The sequence below is a fragment of the Lunatimonas lonarensis genome (assembly GCF_000390185.1).
GTDB lineage: Bacteria > Bacteroidota > Bacteroidia > Cytophagales > Cyclobacteriaceae > Lunatimonas > Lunatimonas lonarensis.
Genome location: NZ_AQHR01000011.1, coordinates 13,837 through 35,031, shown reverse-complemented (window position 1 = coordinate 35,031; position 21,195 = coordinate 13,837). Strand labels below are relative to the sequence as shown.

The following is a 21,195-nucleotide window of genomic DNA, read 5'->3' as shown; positions in this document are numbered from 1 at the left end:
TTACAACCATACCAGTTTTTTCTTCGGCAGGTTCTTTTTTACTTGTTTTTGAATGTCAAAAATAGACATTTGGCGGTTGCGGGCCTTCATCAAATGGCTAAATTTTTCCTTGGAGGAGTGTATGGCGTCCAATTGGCCGATGAATGACATGTAGCTTTTCAGGTACCAAAACTGTCCCATCAGCAATTTGGGCAGGAGTTCCAAAAACACCACCTGCACAAACCAAAACGGCAGCATGTGGGTTTCGAGGTGGATGGCGTGTACCATGAAGCGGTTTCGGAAGTAGATCTGTTTCACCTGCTTTTTAAGGCATTGGGTCTTGGTGGTAAAGGATCCTCGATGGTAGCAGGTGGATTGGTGCTCGTAGTAGCACTTCCATCCCAGTCGCCAGGCCCGTAGCCCCAGGTCCAGGTCTTCGCTGTAGTAGGGGGAGAAGATTTCGTCAAACCCACCCAATGTCCGCATCTTTTCCGCGTCGATCAGTGCATTCGCACCGGAAAGAAAGGCAGTGGGGGTTTGGCCATTATCGCCCCGCTGGTAGAAAAGTTTATTGGTTTTAAATTTCAAGCCGACGTTTTTCAGCGAACGAGCGGCAACCTCGATTTTTTGGGAATCCATTTCCAGGATTTTCCCCATCACGCCAAAGGTATCTCCCTGCTCGAAGTACTTCCACTGATGCGTGAAATAATCGGGTGTAAGCTTTACATCTGAGTTGAGAAATAACACCAGCTCATGTCGGGCGGCATGCAGTCCTTGGTTGCAGGAATAGGAAAACCCGCTGTTTTTTTCGTTTTGTACCACGATTATCCACGGGTAGCGGGCGCGGAGAAAGTCCACGGAGTCATCGGTGGAGGCGTCGTCCACTACGATGATTTCGTAGGGGGTGTCGGCGTTTTCCATGGCGCTTAGGGTATACGGCAGGTATTCTTCGAGCAGGGCTTTCCCGTTAAAATTGGGGATAATGACAGAAACAGACTTCTTCATCACAAAATGGGTTAGTAAATAACGTTGGTTTTTCCCGAGACGTACCTTGGCACGGAAACGCTACAAGGCAGGCAAAATTTTTTGGAATGGGATCGCTTTGTCTTGTCCTAGTCGATATAGACCAGCGTAGGAGGTAAAACGCGGATGTTTTGGGTTGGAAGGGCCTTTTCCGATTTTAGATTGTCAAAATGGGTGCCAGAGGATTAAAAGGTTTTTTTTATTTCCGATAGGTATTTCGCAGTGGTTAGAAAATCCCCGATGCTAAATGCTCGTATTTCCTACCACCCCAAAAAAAAAGCCTTCCCGTATCGCACAGGGAAGGCTTTTTTTATAAAAGAGTTGAGCGCAGCATCAAAGCGGTCGCACCGAGGTGCTGCCCGACTGCATGATTTCTTCAAATACGCGCATAAAATTGCCGCTCCATATTTTTGCGATAGCCTCCTCGGTATAGCCACGCTTTACCAACTCGATGGTGATGTTTTTGATCTCGCTGATATCGTAGCAGTCGGCAAGCCCGCCGCCACCGTCCAAGTCCATGCCAATGCCCACGTGGTCAATGCCCACCAAATTCACGATATGGTCTATATGGTCTACGTAGTCGGCTACGGTGGCGAGATCGGCTTTGTATTTTTCACGGATCTTCATCATCTCTGCCCGGTATTCATCCCGTCGCTCGTCAGTGAGCTCCTGCATGGGGCCGAATGATTCCCGTAGGGCGGCCATGTCGGCTTCTCTGTCCGGATTTGGCACGGGCGTTTTTACATAGGCACTCAGGGCATTTACCTGCACCACGCCCCCGTTTTTGGCAAGCTTGATGATCATATCATCGGTCAGGTTTCGCGGATGGTCACACAGTGCCCTCGCTGAGGAATGGGTGGCCACGATGGGTGCTGTACTGATTTCCAGCACATCGTAAAATGCATCGTCCGAGATATGGGATACGTCGATCATCATCCCGAGGCGGTTCATTTCCTTGACCACTTCCTTGCCAAATTCGCTTAGGCCACCGTGCTCGGGGCCGTTCGGGTCGGTGGAGGAGTCGCATATTTCGTTGTTGCCACCATGGCTGAGGGTAATATAGCGAGCTCCTAGGTCGTAAAACTTACGGACTTTGGAGATATCTGTTCCCAGCGGATAGCCGTTTTCCATGCCGATAAAAATGGCAATCTTGCCATCATCCGCAATGGCTTTCAGGTCTTTGGGTTCTTGGGCAAATGCCAGTTTATCTCCGTTGTCCGCGACAGCTTGGTGGATCAACTTAAAATACTCTGTCATTTTTTCGTCTGCGGCCACGTGGGAAGCACTGTCCCTAGGCCCCTGACCTAAATAAGCCACCATAAAGAGGCCATTTAATTCTCCCTTTTCCATTCGTGGAATATCGACCTGAGAGCCGGTTTTCCAAGGGTCATGCTCGTCCCGAAGGTCAAACCCGGGGCGGGCCATCTGCAGGGGAGTGTCTGCGTGGGTGTCGATTTTAAGTACGTTGCTGTGGATGCGGTCGGCGATTTCCATCAAGTCGGGCTCTTTTTTACACGAAAGAAGTAAGGTGCCGGCTGCCAATGCCAGTGCGGGCAAAATCAGCTTTTTGCAGATAGGTGTTAGTGGTTTAAGCGTGTTCATAATAAGGTTAGTGAATTGATTTACGCTGCTAATTTACGGGTTGAAATCTTTTTTTGTAGTGTTTTTAAAAAAAAGGCCGATTACCGATCGGGTTTCTGTAAGTGGGCTTGTGCTGAAAGTTGGAGAGATTTATGTATCTTAGCTTTAGGGTGACAAAAAATATACCATGGCAAGAAAGACTTGGATAGAGAAATTTCGGGTGGATAGGCAGCCGGAGGTGAAGCGTACGGAAAAGCCATTTGCGGATATACCGGAAAATAGCCTGATGCTGATCGCTACGCCTCAGTTGGTTGCCGATTATATCCGGGAGATTCCTCCGGGAACCTTCGTGGATACGCCGACCATCCGTAGGGATCTGGCTTTGACGCATGGAGCCGATCATACCTGTCCGGTGACCACGGGGATTTTTCTACGCATAGTGGCGGAAGCTGCGTTCGAGGAAATGCTTTCGGGGAAGCCGCTTGAGGAAATAACACCTTTTTGGCGTGCCATAGCTCCCGGTTCGCCCACTGCCAAGAAATTGACTTTCGGCCAGGAGTTGATTCAGCAGCAGCGAGCGAAAGAACAAGATGAAATCGAGCATGACGCAAGCGACGCACACTAGAATGACTATCAGCCATGCGAGATTCCATCCCGATAAACCGGGACAAGTTGTGGCCTTTGAAAAACAATTATAGACACATGAAAGAAGTTGACTTAAATCCATAGCTGTGCGATTAGGTAGTAACACCTTGATCCGAATTGAATCAGCAGGCTGTTTTTCAGAAGACTTCTTAACCAACTTTAAACACGTAACTAAATGGGAATCCAACATAAGGAAAATAACAATAAAGGGAGCTTTTTCATAGAGCAAGATCAGCAGGTAGTGGGGGAAATGACCTACAGCCGTGCTGGGGAGAAGTTGGTCATCATCGATCATACCGAAGTTGGCGATGCCTTGCGGGGTACGGGAGCGGGGAAGAAGCTGGTGCTGTCGGCGGTGGCGTGGGCCAGGGATAACGGCCTGCAGATTATGCCCCTATGCCCTTTTGCCAAGTCTGTCTTTGATCGAAACCCCGAGCTGGGAGATGTGTTAAAGCGATAGTACCGGATGAGGCGATATCTAGAAAATTTGACGTTAATAGGCCTTTTTGGGTACTTTTTCCTAGTTCCTTGGGGCCTTTCGGCGCAACAGTTGCGTCTGGGATTTGATCAATCGGAATACCTGGAGGCATTAAAGGTGTCCGCCTATATTGTGGAGGATTCTGCCTACACCTCCAAAATCCCCCCTCCAGAAGTATTCTCGAAATCATATCGATCCGGTACCGTCGGGTTGGACAATGTTTGGGAGATGTGGGAGCACAAAGATGATCCCATTGCGCTTATCAGCATACGTGGCACCACAATAAACGCAGTCAGTTGGCTTGAAAACCTCTACGCTGCCATGGTTCCGGCACAGGGAGAACTTCATTTGGAAAGGGAATTTACGTTTGCCTATGACCTTTCATCAAATCCCAAGGCTGCCATCCACGTGGGTTGGCTGATTGGGATGGCCTATTTGTACCGGGACATCGAGCCTAAGATTTCGGAGGCACATAAAAATGGTATCAACGATTTTTTGATTGTTGGTCATAGTCAGGGGGGAGGAATAGCCTACCTGCTGACAGCCCATCTGCGGAGTCTGCAGGCTGCCGGAAAACTTCCGGGAGATATTCGGTTTAAGACGTATTGCAGTGCGGCTCCAAAGCCAGGCAACCTCTATTTTGCGTATTCTTACGAGGATCCTCGCTTCAAAGGTTGGGCTTACAATGTGGTCAATGCAAAGGACTGGGTTCCGGAAGTACCGATGTCAATTCAGACCACCGATGATTTCAACACCCTCAATCCATTTGCAAATGCAAAACAGGTCATTAGCAAGCAGCGGTTCCCTAAAAACATTGCGCTTCGGCGTGTTTACAATCAATTGGATAAACCGGCCAAAACGGCCCGGAGGAATTATCGGAAGTACCTCGGCGATTTTGCGTCAAAGGCGGTGGCCAAACAGTTGCCGGAATTGGAGGTACCAGTATATTTTATGAGCAATCACTACGTACGAACTGGCGAGATCATCGTACTCCTTCCTGACGATGCCTATGTCAATGACTATCCAGATGACCCGAAGCAGCCCTTTATGCACCACTACCATATTCCCTATATTCGGCTGGCATTGCAGTTGCCTACGCCCTAACCAAAAACTGATCATGGAAAAAGCCTCGCTTTACTTGCTTGTTGGATGTTTAATGATGGTTTCTCTGGGATGTGGTTCGAACCGCATGCAGACCGAAGAAATGGTAACTTATACCGAGCCCTACCAGCCTCAGGGATGTTTTGCGTTCCTGTCCGGTGAAAGTCGCGCCTTTCTGGAGGTGAAGTTCACCGGAGAGGTAGTACAGGGGAGGTTGACCTATTTGCTGGAAGGGAAGGACTCCAATCGGGGAACCTATATAGGGAAATTGGTTGATAATAGCATTGTGGCAGTTTACACGTTTGAATCGGAGGGGATGACCTCGACAAGGGAAATCGTCTTTCGTACCGATGGACAATCCTGGGTGGAAGGGTATGGACCGGTCGACGTGGTAGAAAATGGGGTGGTTTTTTCCGATCCCGCGGCATTGCAATTTGAAAATGGGTTGGAGTTTTCTTCTGTCCCATGTTCCGGTACTGCGTTTTAGATTTGATGGGGGATTCGGCTTACTTGGTACGTTGCCCGCTACGAGGGAGCAATTGGTCTGGTGAATTGTGACCGTGAGGCCTAGGCATGCGTCACGGTATCTTTGGGTATTGATAGAGATTACTTATATCGCTTTCCCAACAGATGCTTAGTCAAAGGTCATGTCCCCCAAAAGCTCTCGACTTTGTTAAATGAAATGACATTTGCATGGTCAATAGCCGTCCATTACTTGTATTTATCGTTTAGGCCTAATCCGGCGAGGATAAGCTGCCGGCATTTTTCTAAGCGGGCGATTTGGGTTTTTTCCTGTTTTGCAGAACCAATAAACTCGCAATATTCTTTGCGTTTATAGGGGCTGAGGCCGTCAAAATTATCCCGAAGTACTGCATCCTCTTCCAGTGCGAAAGCGAGGATTTGGGGCAGTTCCAAATCCCCTGCTTTCTCCGGCGTCCATCGTTTTCCCTCTTTTTCCAATTGTATTGCTTCCTGGAGATAATTCAGGATAGCTGCTTCATCGATTTCCGTGGCTGACTGAAACCGCCATTGCCGCATGGCTTTGGTTTTGCCCTCTTGGGCACTGACCAGTACGCCTTTGGGGTCTGATAGGAATACCCCGTTGTAAAACCAAAGCCCGAAGTAGGATTTGAATCCCGATACCCCAACGACGTTTTTTCCTTCAAAGGTATACACATCCATGCCCCATTTGATACGGTGTTCCAACGGGGTCTTTCGGATGATTTCGTTCAGCAGATTGATTTCTTCTTGCCAGATTGCTGGTTTGTTCATTTGTTTTTAAGGTCTAAATAGGGTTTAAATATAATAGAAACGTAATGGAAATTGGTGTCGTTTCAACCTTAGAGGTTTCTTTAAACCTCGAAGGTTTTTTTGGCAATGCGAGATAGAAAAGCTTATAGTTAACCGATATATGCTTTGCGATATACACTTCGTGATACCTGCCCGCAGGTGGGTAAGCCTTCGGCGAAATATTGGGTTACGTTTGGGAGGTTAGTTTTGCTCCTGATTCGTGGTTTGGGATAGGATGTGGGGTCGTAAATTGTACAATGTAGAGCTGTAGTTTTCAAGTACAACCATCTAACTACTCCTATCAAATGTCTCACATCTATATAAAAATCGTTGACTGAAATATTTTTTCAGTGAGCACACCTAATTTTGGCAAATATTCATAAAATTTTAAATAACTTAAACCTTTAAGTAACGATGAAAGAACTATCAATTGAAAGAATGGCGGAAATCCAAGGAGGAGGGTTTCGAGAGCCAGACCCTCGATGTGTAATTTCTACTGGTCTTAAAATGGCTGTAGCAGGGGGAGTTATGGGGGCATTTGCAGTAGGCTTCGCCTTTGCTCCCGGAGTACTGGGCGGATGGGTAGCTGGTGTAGTTATCGGTCTTGTTGAGTGCTCATATATCAGTTAGGTTCGAATAGGGGAGCTGTTAAAAGCTCCCTTTATCAATTTGGGATTGAGACTTTACTTTAAAGGGTAGGTTAGGTATGGTAGCCCGCTGGATGTATCTTGTTGTTTATTACTGGAAAATGTTCTATGAGGTGAAATGGGATATCCCCGTTTTAAGGGTTTCGATTAGTAGGCTGTGGCTGTTTTTTTCAGTAGCATGGTGGGTTTCATGGGCTAGTGTCACTCAACAATACCTGTTGGAAAAGGTATTTGCATTTTCTTTTTTGTTTCTAATATTGGAGTTTTATCGCATAAGCAACCGTTGTGGTATTGACCCTGTTCATCTATTTTATCTGAATGTCCGATTTTTCCAAAAATATCTTTTACTGGCGCTGATTGAGGTATTTGGCCCTGCCTTCTTTGTTTTGATGGCTTTTCTTGTGTTGCATATAGAACTCGAAACCCAGTTTTTGGCGTTTTTTGTTTGTCTGTATTTGGTGTTTGTTTTTGTAAAGCTAGCAGTCGGCGTGCTTTCTAGCCGTTATTTGCATTTTACGGTGGTTTATCTCTGGATATTGATTGTTTCTGGGTCAATCTCGGGGGGTATGTCCGGATTGCTGCATAATGAGACGTACGAGATTACAAAGATCTTAGATCGATTCTTCTCGAGAAATTTCGATCAGATAGTAAATCTCCTTAAATTGAGCTGTATCGTTTTTCTGTTTTTTGGATTTGCTCTAGCGCGCAGAAGTTACAAATGCCATCCATTTGTGGATCCACATTCTTTCCCCAAAAAGCTGCTGTGATGGTTTATTTCGCGTTGAAAATCCTATGGCATGAAGGGGTATTGGCGAAAGTACTTCTGGGCAGTCTGATGGTGCTTCCTTTTCACCTCTTCGACTGGCATTATTATGGGGCTTACTTTTTAATGTTGCTCTTGGGAAGGGAGTTTGTGTCGTCTTTTTTGCCAAGTGAGCATATAATCCACCTAGTTAAAATATATGGATACCAAACCTCCTTTTTGATAGCCAGTAATTGTATTTTGATGGTATTGTTGCATGCTGCCAACCTACTCAGTTTAGTTACAACAAGGAGTGAGTTTCGGAACGGGACGGAAATCCATCAACCCCTAATCTTTAGCTTTCTTGTTTTTCTGGCTATGCTGGTGGGTAATTTAAATTTTTATTACACGATCTTGAATCAGCGAGTTGGCTTAACTTTAAAGCCGGTGCTTGTGATTTTGTATTTCGTTACCGTATCCATAGCGTTTTTCACGTTGTGGATTATTGCTTCGCCTAACCTGAATGTTTTGATCTTAGCGAATGGGGCGGTCGGGTTCGTTTGGTTTTGCTCATTGTGGTTGGTGTCCTATGGAGAGAATTTGCCTACGAGATATTTCTAAAAGCTACGGCAAAAAACCCGTGCTGAAAGGACTGAACCTTGATATTCATCAAGGAGAAATCCATGTGCTTTTGGGGATTAATGGAGGAGGAAAATCCACGTTGATAAATATTATTGCAGGCCTAATTAACGCGGATAGCGGAAACTTGGTTTATTACCGGAACGACGGTCGATCCGGTAGGCTAAAGGATGCCAAAATCGGCTACGTCTTCGAACAGCCCATTTACCTTCCCTATTTATCGGCGTACGACAACCTGGCCTTTGTAGCAATGATGCAGGGATTGAAAATGGCTGATTTTAAGCCTAGGATTGGGCGGTTGATGGAAGATTTTGGAATCCCTGTGGGTAGTGGCATTGTCCGAAACCTTTCAAAAGGGATGAAGGAAAGGCTCTACCTTGCTATGGCCATTATGGGGAGACCCGGCTTTTTGATATTGGATGAACCTACGGATGGTTTGGACTTTGTGTCGGCCGGCCAATTGGTTCGGGATCTTCAGCGATTAAAATCGGAGGGAGTAGGCATATTAATTGCCTCGCATCAGTTTGATTTTATCTGGGAAACAGCGACTGTTTTTTCAGTTTTAAACAGTGGAAAAATATCCCTCACATTGGGCAAGGAAGAACTGGCTGCTAAGGCTCGGAAGATGTTTCCGTCTTTATCCGAAAGTAACGGTGTAAAATCATTTCTAGAAGCATCGATGAGGATATGAACGTTTTTTATTGACACGGCCTAACCTCTATTTTTCAGGGTACTTGCCGTTTTTCTTACGTTTTATGTGTAACGTATACTATCTCCTACATACGCCTTCGGCGAAATATTGGGTTCGTTATAAGAAGCTAGGTTTGCCTCGGACCTTCGACTTTGGCCGGGATGCAGGCTATGGGGCGATTGTCATCAGTTTGCTTTGTATTCCCTTGATGAGGCGTATAAAGGTAGTGGATGCTGGGACGGAAATGGATACTCCAGAGACTAAATTACAATTAATTTGGTTTTGGCTGGATCGACGGCCTAACGGGGATGGGATTCTGTCGAAAAGCATAGGTTGATGCAATTCCAATGCCCGGCTTTCATCGATTGGAATAAAGCTACCCCTAAAAAGCCTCTCCAATATATACATAAAACCCATTTCCCTCCCGGGTGATGGCGTAATCTGCCCGTAGGTAGATGTCTTTTTTCGGGAACAGTAAAAACCGCAGGCCGGCGCCGGCTGCCCCCTTGAGGTGCCGAAACTCCACGGCGGAAATATCACTGTAAACCGTGCCCGCCGACGCGAAGGCCACGGTTCCTATGCGGTCGGTAAATCCAATTGGTAGCGGAAGAAATCGGTACTCCATCTGTGTCGCCAGTAGGTGACGGTCTCTAAATCGCCCCTGATAGTAGCCACGCATCAGAAATGGACCTCCGATTTGGGGCAGTTGGTTGAAGGCAACCTCTCCCCAGCTAAATTGACCTACCAGCTGCAAGGCCAATACTTGGTTTTTTCTGACCGTTTCGAAATACCGCGTATCTACGTTGATATATTGGAAGTCGTAGTCGCTGAGCAGCGCAGCGGTGGAGTTGATGAGTGCAAGCTCTGCAAAGTAGCCGTCCCGTACATTCAACACATTGTGGCGAGTGTCCAGTACTAGCCCTAGCCCAAGGCCTAAATTTTGAAACCCATCCTTTCCATATAGGCGGGGTGGTTCGGGCTGAGGCTGAGGATTGGAGAAGCCCACATCTGTGGTCAGGTTATAGTCGAGGTTGATCCCTGCGTAGAAGTTGCCCTTAACCTTTCGGAGTATGCGCTCTCTGATCAACAGTTGTTGGGCACTGACTGTCTGCTCGTCGGAGAGGCTGGTTGATATCCCTACCCCATAAAATGAAACTGGGAAGCTTTGGTACCGGATATTGCCTAAGAGAAACCATTGGTTGCGGTCGCTGTACAGCGCATGTTCCAAGAAGGCACCATATTGTTTTTCCAGAGTGTAGAAAGTTCTGGCGGTAATTTCGCTGAGCCGGTTGGTGGTATCCCTGTCATGATAGTACAAAAGCAGCCCGCTAAGACCTATTTCTGTGTTGGTTTCCGGACTGTAGCCCAAGGTAGGGTAGACCAAAAACTGTGGCTTGGAAATATCGGCAGTATCCCTGATGAAAGAGTTCAGGTAGTTTTTTACCCCCCGCAACTGCTGAGCTTGGGAAGGTTCCACGACACACAGCATAAGAATACTGAGCGAGAGAAATAATCGCATGGAGGGATAGCTGGTTTAGTGGTCGTGTAAAGTTGGATCGTTGGGAGACCTTATGTGTTGGCCGGGGGCCAAGGAAAAAAGATAGGAGCAACCAAATTAACCTTATTTCTCCTTACCCCCCCGGGTTTTTTTTATGCGGCTTCCACGAGCTTCCGAATCACTTGGGCAGGTGCTTCCAAGCGGATCACCTCCTCGTCATTTAATTGCCGTTGCGTTGCAAGTTCCAAGTCAAACACCAGTCCATTGACGAATACCTGATCCATCTTGAGATCTCGGTAAAAGTGGTCAAATTTTCGCTTGCCGGCCAGATTGATCCCGTAAAGCCGAAATACCTCGATAATTCTGCGGTAAGTAGTTACCTGTGTCATCTTAATGTGTTTTTAATGCCATTGGATTACCTTTCCTGCGGTCCTTTGCTATATGTAGGCAAGACTCGTGGGAGCTTTGTTTTCGGTTAATTGGGTTTTGGGTAGTTTGTTAAATATGTTCTGTAATAAAAGAACTAAATTGCGAAATTTTTTTATCGCTTTTGTTTTCTAAACCCTTCAAAGAGATTGGGTATCTTGGTTTTTACGTATTCAAGGAATTCGCAGAGTTCCTGCAATTGACGCGTAAATTCCGGCTTTTCATTCTTTCTAGCGGCAATCACTTCATTTAAGAAGTGGGCCCCTTTGGTGATTTCCTCAATCTGCTGCTGCATGTCATTTTCCCAGTCATCGATCTTCAGGTAGAAATATCGCTTTCGTTTTCCCGGCTTTGTCTTGTATCTGACCTTATTTTGAGCCTGCATAAAATTTAGCGCGTTGCTGACAGCACTTTTGCTCACGCTAAGGTAGTCCACAATTTCCTCAAAGGTGGCTTCTGCCTCATCCAATACCATCAGCAAACCAAATATCCGTCCCATCAGCGGTTGCATTCCTCTTTGTTCATGGAATACTCCGATTCGTTCGATGAGTTCTTTTTTCTTTTCAGATAGGATTTCTGGCATGCTTAATAGCTTTCACGTTTCAACAGTGCAAAGGTAAGAAAGGTTTACTTTGTTTATAAAATAGAGAACCATTTTTTTCTACTTTTATACATTCCAAAACCAGATCATGACGGCACAAAACAGGGTCAAAAACAATACGCCTAGGACCGATAGGATTCTCATTGCCCGGCTGGGCTGCTGTTCCCTACTCAAATGGGTACTAAACACCAACCGGTAATTCAAGAAGGCTATAAAAGGTGCAATCATAAATGATATGGTAGTGGCCAGCTCGATTAACGTATTGAACGATGGGAGAAAAAAGGCGATGATACTGAACCCTCCCAAAGTGATCGTACTGATCCACAGCAAATAGGCACGTTTGCTTTCCGGGCGGTTTCTGATCACAGCGATGACCCTGGCGGTGGATCGGGCGTATCCGTCCAAAACACCGATACAGGTACCCAACATGATGGTAAAGCCGGCGCCCGCAATGATCGGGAAAGTCCAGCTGCCAAGATTGGCGGAATAAAGGGTAACGATACCGGTGGCGAATCCCACATTGTTGTTTGGCAGGCTATTCCCCGTGCCATAAAGCAGATAGGCTCCCAGTACCACAAAGCAAAGCGACAGGGCCGCGGATGTCCAAAATCCCAGATTAAACTCAGTCACCGCCTCCCGTATACTAGGTTTGTAGCCCGTTTGTCGCGCTCGCTCGATTGTCCATAGGCTGTTCCACGTAGAGGAGTCGATAGCTGATGGCATCCATCCCATCAGGGCAATGATAAAAGGTACTGACTCAATGGTAATCAGCTGTTGAAGAGGCTGGTACACCAAGGGGGCCTCCGGGCCGTTTGCCAATGCGATAAAAAAGGCGGCCAACGTTGTAAACAGCATAAATGTCCCGATTACCTTAATGCCGCTATCGAGCAACGAGTAGCGTCCCAAGGCAAGAAACGAAAACGAAAACAGGAACAGTACCAGGGTAGGCAGGTAGTAATAGGCAGGTGCCACGGATATTCCCAAGAGGTTTTGCAAAAAACCGGCAGCTACAAAGGTAACCGCCGCGTTCACAAAAAACATGGAAAGCAGGTTAATCAACAGGTATAGGACAGAAAAGGCTGGGTGCAGTTTTTGATAGCCGTCTATCAAGGAGCGACCTGTGGCTGCCGCATACCGTGTTCCAAACTCGAAGCTCGGCCATTTGAAGAGATTGGCCGCCAAGATAAAGCCTACCAACGCAAATCCATATTCTGCCCCTGCCCGGGTACTCTGCACCAAGTGGGATACGCCAATAGCTGTGCTGGCAAACAATATCCCTGGCCCCAGGGTTTTGAAGAAATTTTTTGTAAACAATGGTTCGCTACTTGGTTGGTGGAAAATACGGCAGAGCGAAAATATCTAAAAATCCGGGATTGTCCTACAGGGCATAACCAAGACTTTTTGAGGTGTCTGGAAAAGCCAGATCGAATCAAAGGAAGCGAAAAGCAATTTACTCCTTACCTGCTTCCTGGAAAAATAATGCTATTCCCGCAGAGGCTAATCCTACGGTAAGTGAACCAAAAGCAAATAGCAGGAGTGTATCCCGTTTGGCATCCCATCCGGCATTGATTAAGTGGGCAACCAATATTCCGAAAGCACATCCGAAAAGCACGGAATAGAGTATGAAAATCCTTCTCTTTTTCATATAGCACCGTTTAGACGGTTACGATACGTTAGGTAGGTGCATCGCAAAATGGAAAGGGTATCTCCTGCTAAAAATAACACCAACACACTAAAAAAATATTTCAGTGGGGGAAATAATATTCAAAGAAAAGGTAGCTAGATCAAATGGACTTAACGGGGGCTCCTTCCATTTGAGCAATATTCAGACGACCTGCAGCTTCAGTGATCCGTTTGGTGAGGCCGGCACTGGCAGAGACCAACGGAAGGCGTACGACATCACTACAAATGCCGAGTCGGTGCATAAGTGCTTTTACTCCTACCGGATTGCTTTCTTCGTACATCAATGGGTTGATGTCCAATAAGCTGAACGTGGCGTTTTTGGAAGCTTCCATGCTGCCAGCAGCAATGGTTGCGATGATTTCTGGATAGGCATTGCCCAATACCGATATCAATCCTTCTGCTCCCACACTTCGTAGTGCGGTAGTCATTAAGTCGTCGCCGGAAATAAGCAGGAAATCAGGATCCTTGCCGGCAGCTATTTTCATGCATTGCTCCAGGTTACCACTGGCTTCTTTTACACCAATGATATTTGGATGCTTGGAAAGTTCCAGCGTGGTTTCTGCACTCAGATTGGACATGGTCCTGCCAGGTACATTGTACAGGATGATGGGGAGAGGGCTGGCATCGGCAATTGCCTGGTAATGTCGTATGATTCCTGCCTGAGAAGGTTTGTTATAGTAAGGGCTAACGGAAAGGATCGCGTCCACGTCCGTCAGATCGGTACGGTGTATTTCGTCGATGACTTGTTGGGTGGAGTTTCCCCCAATGCCGAATACCAAAGGGAGTCTGCCATTGTTGGTTTTTTTGCAGAATGCGAATACCTCCTGCTTCTCTTCCCTGGTCAGGGTAGCGGATTCTCCTGTAGTGCCCAGTATTACCAAATAGTCAATGCCTCCCTGTGTCACATGGAATAGTAACCGCTCCAACGAATCAAAATCGATGGATTGATCCGCCTTAAAAGGGGTCACTAATGCTACTCCGGAGCCTTTTAAATTTTTCATCAACTCAGTTAATCTGCTTCAGGTACTTGATAAGTTGTTCGGTGGCGGATTGGATATCTTTCCCCTCTTTATCCAGCATCAGATCCAGGTAGGGTTTGAGTGGTTCACTGTAAAAGCCGATTGCATACGGAGACGGCTTTAGGTGCAGTAGATAGGTGGAAAAGAAATTTTCCTTTTCGGGTGTAAAAATAATCAAATCCGGGCGAAGTGTCAGAAATTCCGCCAATTTTTGTTCGGGTTTGGCAAATAAGCTAAAATCCTTGTACGAAAAGCTACCGGGGTCATCTGATTTTTCTTCGTAAAAGAAACCCTTAATAGCTAGGTGGTCACCAAGAAGATCCAAAAGTTGGGAGGTCATACGATCCAGTTCTTCTCTGCTTTGGCCGATCAGACAAACGGAACGAATTTCTTGGTAGTTGGGAATGTTTTTTTTGACCGGTGTTTTGGTCGGTTTGGCCAATGCCTTTTTGATGAAGTGCTCCCTAATCCATTTCATAAAAACTCTTTTGACATAAAGTTAAGGTGAGGATTCGTATTCGTTTGGGCAAGGCATTCTGGGTTCTTGATTCCATGATCCTGGCACTCCACCTGGAGAGCGTTGGTTTGTCCATTATGACTTGTCAGCTGTCCCCACCAATAGCAGGAATTCCTCCTCAGACATAAGTTTGACTCCTAGCTTTATAGCTTTTTCTTTCTTACTTGGCCCCATATCTGCGCCTTCGATGATAAAATCCAGTGCTTTAGAAACGGATTTGACGTAGGTTCCCCCATGTGATTCAATGAATTCGACGATTTCATCCCGTTTGAAGTGATCTAGCTTTCCAGATGCGAGGATTTTTTTGCCCGCAAGCTTCGAGCTTACTAATATAGGCTGTTCTCTGTCGGATTCAAATTTAAGTCCCTGACTTTTTAGGCGTCCGATGATCTCTTGATTAACTTCCTCCCTAAAAAAGTCCCTCAAGCTCCTTACCAACGTTTCTCCAACGCCATTGATTGCCAACAGGGCTTCTTCGGATGCAGCTTCCAGCATTTCGATAGTAGGAAAGTGCTGAGCTAGCAGCATTGCGGTATTCTCTCCGATATTTCTGATTCCCAGGGCAAACAATACTTTTTCGTAGGGCTGGTCTTTACTTTTCTTGATGCCCTCCAGCATATTCGATATCACTCCCTCCTGAAAGGTAGTGCCCTTTAGCTTCCTTACGCGCTCCAGGTAATCGGGGTGAAGCGACTCTTGATAGGGCAACAAGATGTCGTGTACGGTTTTTTTCTCGACACAACGCGCTCCCAATTCCGCCTCAACTTGTGGGGGCAAGTTGCCCAGTGCTCTGAGTACTGCGTAGACAGGCACAAAATCCTCGATCCATTCGAATGGCCTGTCGGCCAATTCAGTGGTCAGGCGCTTAAATGAATGGAGGTTTTCCGTTACTTTTTTTCCGATTGATGACAAGTACGTCCGAAACAGTTCCAGTTTTCTGGGGGTGTCCTCCGTCTCTGTTTGTTCCAAAAAAGCTTCTATGGAAGAAAGGGGTATCCCCTCTGTTACGGCAAAAAGGGCTTTTTTTAAGGAGATGTACAGGGACCCGCTGCCGTTGGAGGTGTATTGTTCTTCAGATACTTCCAAGCCAAGCAATTGGTGCTGTCTTGCCGGTAGGTCGTAGAGATCCGCTGCGTTTGAAACGTACCCTTGGTTGATTAGGGCCTTTAGCCGCTCCGTTCCCAAGGAATCAACGTCCATGGCACGTTTGGAAACAAAATGCTCAATTCTCCCCAGCACTTGGGGCGGGCAACTATGGACGTTGGGGCAGAAATGCTTAGCCTCGCCCTCTTTCCGAATGAGCTCTGTTCCGCATTCCGGGCAGTGGGTCACATACCGGATGGGAAGGGAGTTGTTTTTTCTGAACTCTTCTGCTACGCGGGTGATTTTCGGTATTATTTCCCCGCCTTTCTCCACCCATACTCGGTCTCCCTCATGCAGACCGAGTCGGATAATTTCGTTGGCATTGTGAAGAGAAGCTCTTTTTACGGTGGTGCCGGCCAAAGAAACCGGCGCCAGATTGGCTACGGGGGTAATGGCACCCGTCCGTCCAACTTGATAGGTGATGGAAAGCAGGGTGGACTGGGCCGATTCAGCCTGGTATTTAAAGGCAATGGCCCACCGAGGAATTTTGGCCGTAAAACCCAGTTCCTCCCGTTGTTGGTAATCGTTGACCTTTATGACCACTCCATCGGTGTCAACGGGAAGCGAGTGGCGCTTGTCTTTCCAATCGGCTATGAACGATAGGACTTCTTCTATGGATGCGCAGCTTTGGTGGGTAGGAGATACGCTGAAACCCCAGTTGACCAAACGTTCCATTGCTTGGTCATGCTTTTCGACACCTAGGTTCTCGCCGATTAGCTGGTAAAGGTAGCAGTTCAGGCGGCGCTTTGCCACCACAGCAGAGTCCTGCATCTTGAGGGTTCCAGATGCGGCATTTCGGGGGTTGGCCAACAGCGCCTCGCCGTTGGCCTCTCTTTCAGCATTGATTTTATCAAATTCCTTCCTCGGCAGAAATATCTCACCACGGACCTCAAACCGATCGGGTACCTCATGGCCATGTATGAAGAGAGGGATATTGCGGATCGTTTTCACGTTTTCGGTGACCACGTCTCCCCGGTAGCCGTCCCCGCGGGTTACTGCCCTTACCAGTTTTCCATTTTCGTATACTAGGCTTATGGCGACACCGTCAAACTTTAATTCGCAAAAATAGGCATAATGCCGATGTCCAAGTCCCTTGGCTACTCGTTCATCGAACGCCCTAAGCTCGGTTTCAGAGTAGGTGTTACCCAGCGAAAGCATGCGGACGGCATGTTCGGCGGTTTCAAATTGCTTAGTTATGGTGCCGCCTACCCGTTGGCTTGGACTGTCCTCACTCAAAAACTCGGGATAGGTCTTTTCCAACAAAATGAGTTCTTCCATCAGCTGGTCAAACTCAAAATCGGAAATCGCGCTGGTGTCTTCCTGGTAATAAAGGTCGTTGTAATGGTTGATTTGTTCGGTTAGCGCGTCTATTCTTGCTTTTGCGGCGTCTTTGGAAAGGTTTCGGTTCATGGTCTTTGGTTTTGCCGGGTTATATCAGACGGTCGGTCGGACTTTTGATGTTACTCCTCCTCAAACGCCCGGGCAATATCCTCTTCCGTAGTTTTTAGTTTCCGTTTGCAGGTTTTGACAAGGGTACTTGCCTCTTTTACCAAAGCAGCGAGTTCGTCAATGCCCCGGTCGTCCTGCTCCAGCATGGCAACGATTTCCTCGATACGCTTCATTGCTTGATCGTAGCTAAATTGCTCCAGGTTTTCCATAGGTATGTATTTCGTTGATAGTAGAGGTAATCCGTTTGGTAAGGGAGATGGTCGTGATCTGATCACCCTGATGGATTTGCTGTGATTCAATCGGTTTTCCCGCTTTTTCGGTTCGGGTATACCCTTTACCAAGCAAGGTATTTGGATTCAGTTGCACAAGGTGCCTTTCCAAATGACCCAGCTTAAGGTTGTTTTTTTCCAAGCCGCCAAATGCAAGCTGTTTGGATCGCTTTCCGATCATCTGTAGAGCAAGTTTTTGTACTTGGACGACGTGTTTTGCATGGGTTGTGATGTGGCTGACCCGTCGGGCCAAGGTTTCGCTTTGGCGAGTGAGCTTGTTGGAGGCAACCATACGAAGCCTGTGGTCAAAGTCTTTATGGATCCGTTCTTCCTGCCGTATGGAGTTTCTGCATGCCCTGTCCATACGGGTAAGTGCGGTATTTAGCCTTTCTTCGAAGCCTTTAAATCCCACAAGTAAAAATGAGGCAACCGCCGTGGGGGTTTTTAGCCGAGTGTGGGCCACCAAATCAGCAATGCTTTCATCCCGCTCATGCCCAATACCGGTTACCACAGGCAGCATGCATTCCGCGATGGCTTTTGCGAGGTCGTAATCGTCAAAACTGTCGAGATCTGCCTGCGCCCCTCCGCCACGGATGACCACGATAACGTCAAACCGTGTCTCGGGAAGCGTTTGTTCTATTTGCCGTAGGGCCTCGACGATCGAAGGAGTGGACTCCTTTCCCTGCATGATCGCCGGAAACAGCGTGAAATTTATCCTATATCCGTCTGGGTTGCTTTCCAGCTGGTTGACAAAATCTCCGTATCCGGCAGCCGTTTTTGAGCTGATGACGGCGATGCGCTGGGGCACCAATGGAAGCTCGAATTGTTTGTTTAGGTCGATAAGCCCTTCTTTTGTAAGCCGATCGATCACTTCCTGGCGTTTGCGCGCCCGCTCACCGATGGTGTAGGAGGGATCGATGTCCTTTACGTTTAGGCTTAGACCATAAAGCTCATGGAACTGCACGCTGACCAGTGCTAAAATTTTCAGTCCGCCCCGGAGGTTTTCTCCGGTTTGGCTGGTAAATTTTTGGCGAATTCCCTGATAGGTATATGACCAGATATTTGCTCGAAGCTTGGCCGTAATCTGTTCTTCTTCTTTTTCGATCAAATCCAAATAGACATGTCCTCGAACCGAGTCCCTAAATTCACCGATTTCTGCGGTAACCCAGTAAGCTGGATCCAGGTGGGCATCTAGGGTTGACTTGATGATCGCATTCAGTCTATAAAGAGAAATGGCCGGTTGCATACGGCAAAGTAATAAAAAATGAAGGAGAGAAAGTTCATGTTTTATATAAAAAAACGCTAGGCCCTACCCTGCCCTTCAATTGGTAAGGGGAAGAAAAAATGGAGGGGTCTAATTGTCTCTGCCTCCTCTGCGCTGTTGCATTTGGTACAACTGCCTGGTAAAGTCTCTGTTCGCTTCGCTAAGCTTGAACGCCTGTGCCGGACTAATGACCGAGGTGATGCTTCCCAGAAAAGATTTTTCGAGTGCCATTAATTCTTCCTGAATTTTGAAGCGTTCTGCTATCAGTTCCCGTGCCTTGGTATCGGATAGATTGCCCTCAGCCGATTTGTTGATTTCATGGATCTTTTTCATCAGATCCATTCGGTTGTCATTATATTGGTTGTAAAGCGGCCAGAATTTTTCCGCCTGATCTGGACTGATGCTTAGTCGATTGGTGATAAAGGCCACCCGCGCCGCTTCCAGTTTTTCCCGATCCGGTCGTCTTTCGGGTCGCTGGGCCATAGTCTGTAGACTTATAAGCACCAGAAGTACAATTATAAATAGCCTGTTGTGTAGCATTTAATAGTAAATTTCGTTTTCAAACAGCTCATCTCCGTCACTCAGATCCATGAATCCCCACTCTTCTGCAAGCATCAAATCCAGCAGTTCATTTGGGTTTTCGCTGAGGGATAGGATGTCGTCTTCGGTCCAGTAGCCTGCATCAATGTAGAGGTTCATCGTTTCATCGAGGTTGCTTTGGTATTTCGCCTCTTCTTCGTTGATAGGATTGAAGACAGCCAAAATCAAGCCAACCGCCAAGATGGCAGCCGCCGACAGGCCGGATAACCAAATTTGCTTGGTTTTTTCGGATTTGTACCTTCGTACCGTAGCTTGCGGTAGACGGTCGAAGTATCCTTCGGGAGTCTGGAAGATGTCTTGTTTGGGGATGTTTTCGATCATATGCCTGTTAGACTTCTAAAATGACTAAAGGTTTATTCGGTTCTTCAATTGTTCTTCGATTTTTTTTGCAGCGTGGTGATAACTGGCCTTTAGCGCACCGACAGAGGTGTCTGTGATCTTGCTGATTTCCTCATAGCTAAGGTCTTCGTAATACCGCATATTGAATATCAGCCGTTGCTTTTCAGGTAAGGTAAGGATGGCTTTTTGCAGAATTCGTTGAATTTCATCTCCTCCAAGGAGTGAAGACCCGTCAAGGTAGTTTTCCATCACTTCATGGTGATCTTCAATGGGAAAGAAAAAGCGTTTTTTCTTTCTTTCCAAGAAGCTGAGGCTTTCATTTACAGCGATCCGGTAGATCCACGTAAAAAGGGAAGAATTCCCTCCGAATCGCTCAATATTCTTGAATGCTTTGATGAAGGTGTTTTGTGCTACGTCGTCCGCATCTTCGTGAATGATGACCATTTTCCGTATCAATCCATACACCCTTCGTTGGTAGGTTTCAACCAAAAGACGAAACCCCTGATCCCTGGTTTTGGGGTTTTTGATCAAGGTTAAAATTTCATCATCGCTTTTTGGAACCATGTGGCAGTTAGACTGGCAGTGACGCAAAAGGTTTAATCTTCGGCGAACGATGGGCAGAAAAATGGGCCTTCGCCAAGTAGTATTTAGAGGGTGTTTCCCCTCAGGTATTCTTCGATTTCCATCCGTCGCTTGCCTTCGGCCTGAAGCGAGGTAATTGCCAGCATCCCATCGCCCGTCTGGAAATGGAGAAAGCTCTTGTTGTCAGTTGCGTACATTCCCGGTATCAAGTCCTTTTTATCCGCGTTTATGGGTTTCGAACCAGTCAGTTTACATGATTTTCCGTTTACTTCCGTCCAAGCAGCGGGATAAGGGGATAATCCGCGTATCAGGTTGTGGATTTCTACTGCCGAGCGATTCCAGTCGATCTTACAGGTTTCCTTAAAGATCTTCGGTGCATGGTGTTTCACCTGGGTATCGTCTTGGGCCTGTGGCACTACCGTTCCGCTTGCAATGTCCTCGACGGTTTTCAAAACCAGCTCAGCTCCCTTTCGCATCAATCGCTCATAGAGCTTTCCCGCATCATCGTCTTCGTAAATGGGCTCTTTTTCTTGGTGGATGATATTTCCGGTATCTATTGCATGCTTTAGAAAAAAGGTGGTAACCCCTGTTTCCTTCTCACCATTTATGAGGACCCAATTGATCGGTGCCGCTCCTCGGTAGTTGGGCAGTAGGGATGCGTGCAGGTTGAATGTGCCCTGTGGCGGCATGCTCCAAACTGATTCGGGAAGCATCCGAAATGCAACCACAACCTGAAGATCTGCCTGATAACTTTTCAATTGTTCCTGAAAAAGGGGTGATTTTAGGTTGGTTGGTTGCAGTACGGGTATACCCAAAGCATCCGCAGCCACTTTTACGGGAGACGACCCCATTTTCTTCCCCCTACCTTGAGGTTTATCGGGTGCGGAAATGACGGCCACTACATTCCAACCTTCCTTTACCAATAGTTCCAGGGCAGGAACGGCAAATTCGGGGGTGCCCATATAAATGATACGGAGGTTTTTATTCAT

24 protein-coding genes are annotated in these 21,195 nt (G+C 46.9%); 7 read left to right on the top strand and 17 right to left on the bottom strand.

Translation table 11 applies throughout. The annotated features are described in order from the left end of the window. Together ADIS_RS01415 and ADIS_RS01410 are read right to left on the bottom strand one after the other, a co-directional pair. Positions 1–984, bottom strand: a complete 984-nt coding sequence (locus ADIS_RS01415) for a glycosyltransferase family 2 protein (RefSeq protein WP_010852474.1) — start codon at positions 982–984, stop codon at positions 1–3. 351 nt (positions 985–1,335) lie between these two features. After that, positions 1,336–2,604: a dipeptidase gene (locus ADIS_RS01410; protein WP_010852473.1), complete on the bottom strand. Its 1,269-nt coding sequence runs from the start codon at positions 2,602–2,604 to the stop codon at positions 1,336–1,338. Positions 2,605–2,770: 166 nt separating this feature from the next. Between ADIS_RS01410 and ADIS_RS01405 the strand changes: the two genes are divergently transcribed. The 4 genes from ADIS_RS01405 (at position 2,771) to ADIS_RS01390 (ending at position 5,294) form a co-directional block, all read left to right on the top strand. Then, entirely contained in the window at positions 2,771–3,208 is a 438-nt protein-coding gene (locus tag ADIS_RS01405) for a hypothetical protein (protein ID WP_010852472.1), read from the top strand. A gap of 195 nt (positions 3,209–3,403) precedes the next feature. Next, positions 3,404–3,688, top strand: a complete 285-nt coding sequence (locus ADIS_RS01400) for a GNAT family N-acetyltransferase (RefSeq protein WP_010852471.1) — start codon at positions 3,404–3,406, stop codon at positions 3,686–3,688. Between the two features lie 6 nt (positions 3,689–3,694). Next, positions 3,695–4,810, top strand: coding sequence for a lipase family protein (locus ADIS_RS01395; RefSeq protein ID WP_010852470.1), 1,116 nt, complete (start codon positions 3,695–3,697; stop codon positions 4,808–4,810). Between the two features lie 13 nt (positions 4,811–4,823). After that, on the top strand, positions 4,824–5,294 hold the full coding sequence (locus tag ADIS_RS01390; RefSeq protein WP_010852469.1) for a hypothetical protein: 471 nt from the start codon (positions 4,824–4,826) through the stop codon (positions 5,292–5,294). A 224-nt stretch (positions 5,295–5,518) separates the two neighbouring features. On the opposite strand, the gene ADIS_RS01385 is transcribed toward ADIS_RS01390, so the two are convergent. Continuing rightward, positions 5,519–6,079 carry a YdeI/OmpD-associated family protein gene (locus tag ADIS_RS01385; protein WP_010852468.1) on the bottom strand — a complete coding sequence of 187 codons (561 nt, stop codon included), beginning with the start codon at positions 6,077–6,079 and terminating at the stop codon, positions 5,519–5,521. A gap of 432 nt (positions 6,080–6,511) precedes the next feature. On the opposite strand from ADIS_RS01385, the gene ADIS_RS01380 reads away from it, so the two are divergent. The 3 genes from ADIS_RS01380 (at position 6,512) to ADIS_RS01365 (ending at position 8,816) form a co-directional block, all read left to right on the top strand. Then, complete coding sequence (locus ADIS_RS01380; protein WP_035804250.1) at positions 6,512–6,727, top strand: hypothetical protein; 216 nt, start codon at positions 6,512–6,514, stop codon at positions 6,725–6,727. 783 nt (positions 6,728–7,510) lie between these two features. Beyond that, positions 7,511–8,107, top strand: coding sequence for a hypothetical protein (locus ADIS_RS23095; RefSeq protein ID WP_010852465.1), 597 nt, complete (start codon positions 7,511–7,513; stop codon positions 8,105–8,107). A 19-nt stretch (positions 8,108–8,126) separates the two neighbouring features. Continuing rightward, on the top strand, positions 8,127–8,816 hold the full coding sequence (locus tag ADIS_RS01365) for an ATP-binding cassette domain-containing protein (RefSeq protein ID WP_010852464.1): 690 nt from the start codon (positions 8,127–8,129) through the stop codon (positions 8,814–8,816). A gap of 382 nt (positions 8,817–9,198) precedes the next feature. Here ADIS_RS01365 and ADIS_RS01360 read toward each other — a convergent pair whose 3' ends face one another. The 14 genes from ADIS_RS01360 to fmt all read right to left on the bottom strand — a co-directional run bounded on the left by ADIS_RS01360 (position 9,199) and on the right by fmt (position 21,195). After that, positions 9,199–10,335: a BamA/TamA family outer membrane protein gene (locus ADIS_RS01360; protein WP_010852462.1), complete on the bottom strand. Its 1,137-nt coding sequence runs from the start codon at positions 10,333–10,335 to the stop codon at positions 9,199–9,201. 131 nt (positions 10,336–10,466) lie between these two features. Next, entirely contained in the window at positions 10,467–10,703 is a 237-nt protein-coding gene (locus tag ADIS_RS01355; protein WP_010852461.1) for a hypothetical protein, read from the bottom strand. A 152-nt stretch (positions 10,704–10,855) separates the two neighbouring features. Beyond that, positions 10,856–11,323, bottom strand: a complete 468-nt coding sequence (locus tag ADIS_RS01350) for a GbsR/MarR family transcriptional regulator (RefSeq protein ID WP_035804248.1) — start codon at positions 11,321–11,323, stop codon at positions 10,856–10,858. An 84-nt stretch (positions 11,324–11,407) separates the two neighbouring features. Next, a complete protein-coding gene (locus tag ADIS_RS01345; protein ID WP_010852459.1) occupies positions 11,408–12,655 on the bottom strand; it encodes an NRAMP family divalent metal transporter in 1,248 nt (415 codons plus the stop codon). A 136-nt stretch (positions 12,656–12,791) separates the two neighbouring features. Continuing rightward, entirely contained in the window at positions 12,792–12,986 is a 195-nt protein-coding gene (locus ADIS_RS01340) for a hypothetical protein (RefSeq protein ID WP_010852458.1), read from the bottom strand. Between the two features lie 139 nt (positions 12,987–13,125). After that, positions 13,126–14,025 (bottom strand): 4-hydroxy-tetrahydrodipicolinate synthase, encoded by a 900-nt coding sequence (dapA, locus tag ADIS_RS01335; RefSeq protein ID WP_010852457.1) that lies wholly within the window; start codon positions 14,023–14,025, stop codon positions 13,126–13,128. A gap of 4 nt (positions 14,026–14,029) precedes the next feature. Further along, entirely contained in the window at positions 14,030–14,521 is a 492-nt protein-coding gene (locus ADIS_RS01330) for a DUF6913 domain-containing protein (RefSeq protein ID WP_010852456.1), read from the bottom strand. Positions 14,522–14,635: 114 nt separating this feature from the next. Continuing rightward, positions 14,636–17,113 carry an NAD-dependent DNA ligase LigA gene (gene ligA / locus ADIS_RS01325; RefSeq protein ID WP_010852455.1) on the bottom strand — a complete coding sequence of 826 codons (2,478 nt, stop codon included), beginning with the start codon at positions 17,111–17,113 and terminating at the stop codon, positions 14,636–14,638. A 50-nt stretch (positions 17,114–17,163) separates the two neighbouring features. Further along, positions 17,164–17,361: an exodeoxyribonuclease VII small subunit gene (xseB, locus tag ADIS_RS01320; RefSeq protein WP_010852454.1), complete on the bottom strand. Its 198-nt coding sequence runs from the start codon at positions 17,359–17,361 to the stop codon at positions 17,164–17,166. Next, complete coding sequence (xseA, locus tag ADIS_RS01315; protein ID WP_010852453.1) at positions 17,339–18,667, bottom strand: exodeoxyribonuclease VII large subunit; 1,329 nt, start codon at positions 18,665–18,667, stop codon at positions 17,339–17,341. Before xseA ends, xseB begins: the two co-directional genes overlap by 23 nt. A gap of 108 nt (positions 18,668–18,775) precedes the next feature. Continuing rightward, complete coding sequence (locus tag ADIS_RS01310) at positions 18,776–19,225, bottom strand: hypothetical protein (RefSeq protein WP_035804246.1); 450 nt, start codon at positions 19,223–19,225, stop codon at positions 18,776–18,778. Then, positions 19,226–19,606, bottom strand: coding sequence for a hypothetical protein (locus tag ADIS_RS01305; RefSeq protein ID WP_010852451.1), 381 nt, complete (start codon positions 19,604–19,606; stop codon positions 19,226–19,228). A gap of 24 nt (positions 19,607–19,630) precedes the next feature. Next, positions 19,631–20,188, bottom strand: a complete 558-nt coding sequence (locus tag ADIS_RS01300) for an RNA polymerase sigma factor (RefSeq protein WP_010852450.1) — start codon at positions 20,186–20,188, stop codon at positions 19,631–19,633. 83 nt (positions 20,189–20,271) lie between these two features. Further along, on the bottom strand, positions 20,272–21,195 hold the full coding sequence (gene fmt, locus ADIS_RS01295; RefSeq protein WP_010852449.1) for a methionyl-tRNA formyltransferase: 924 nt from the start codon (positions 21,193–21,195) through the stop codon (positions 20,272–20,274).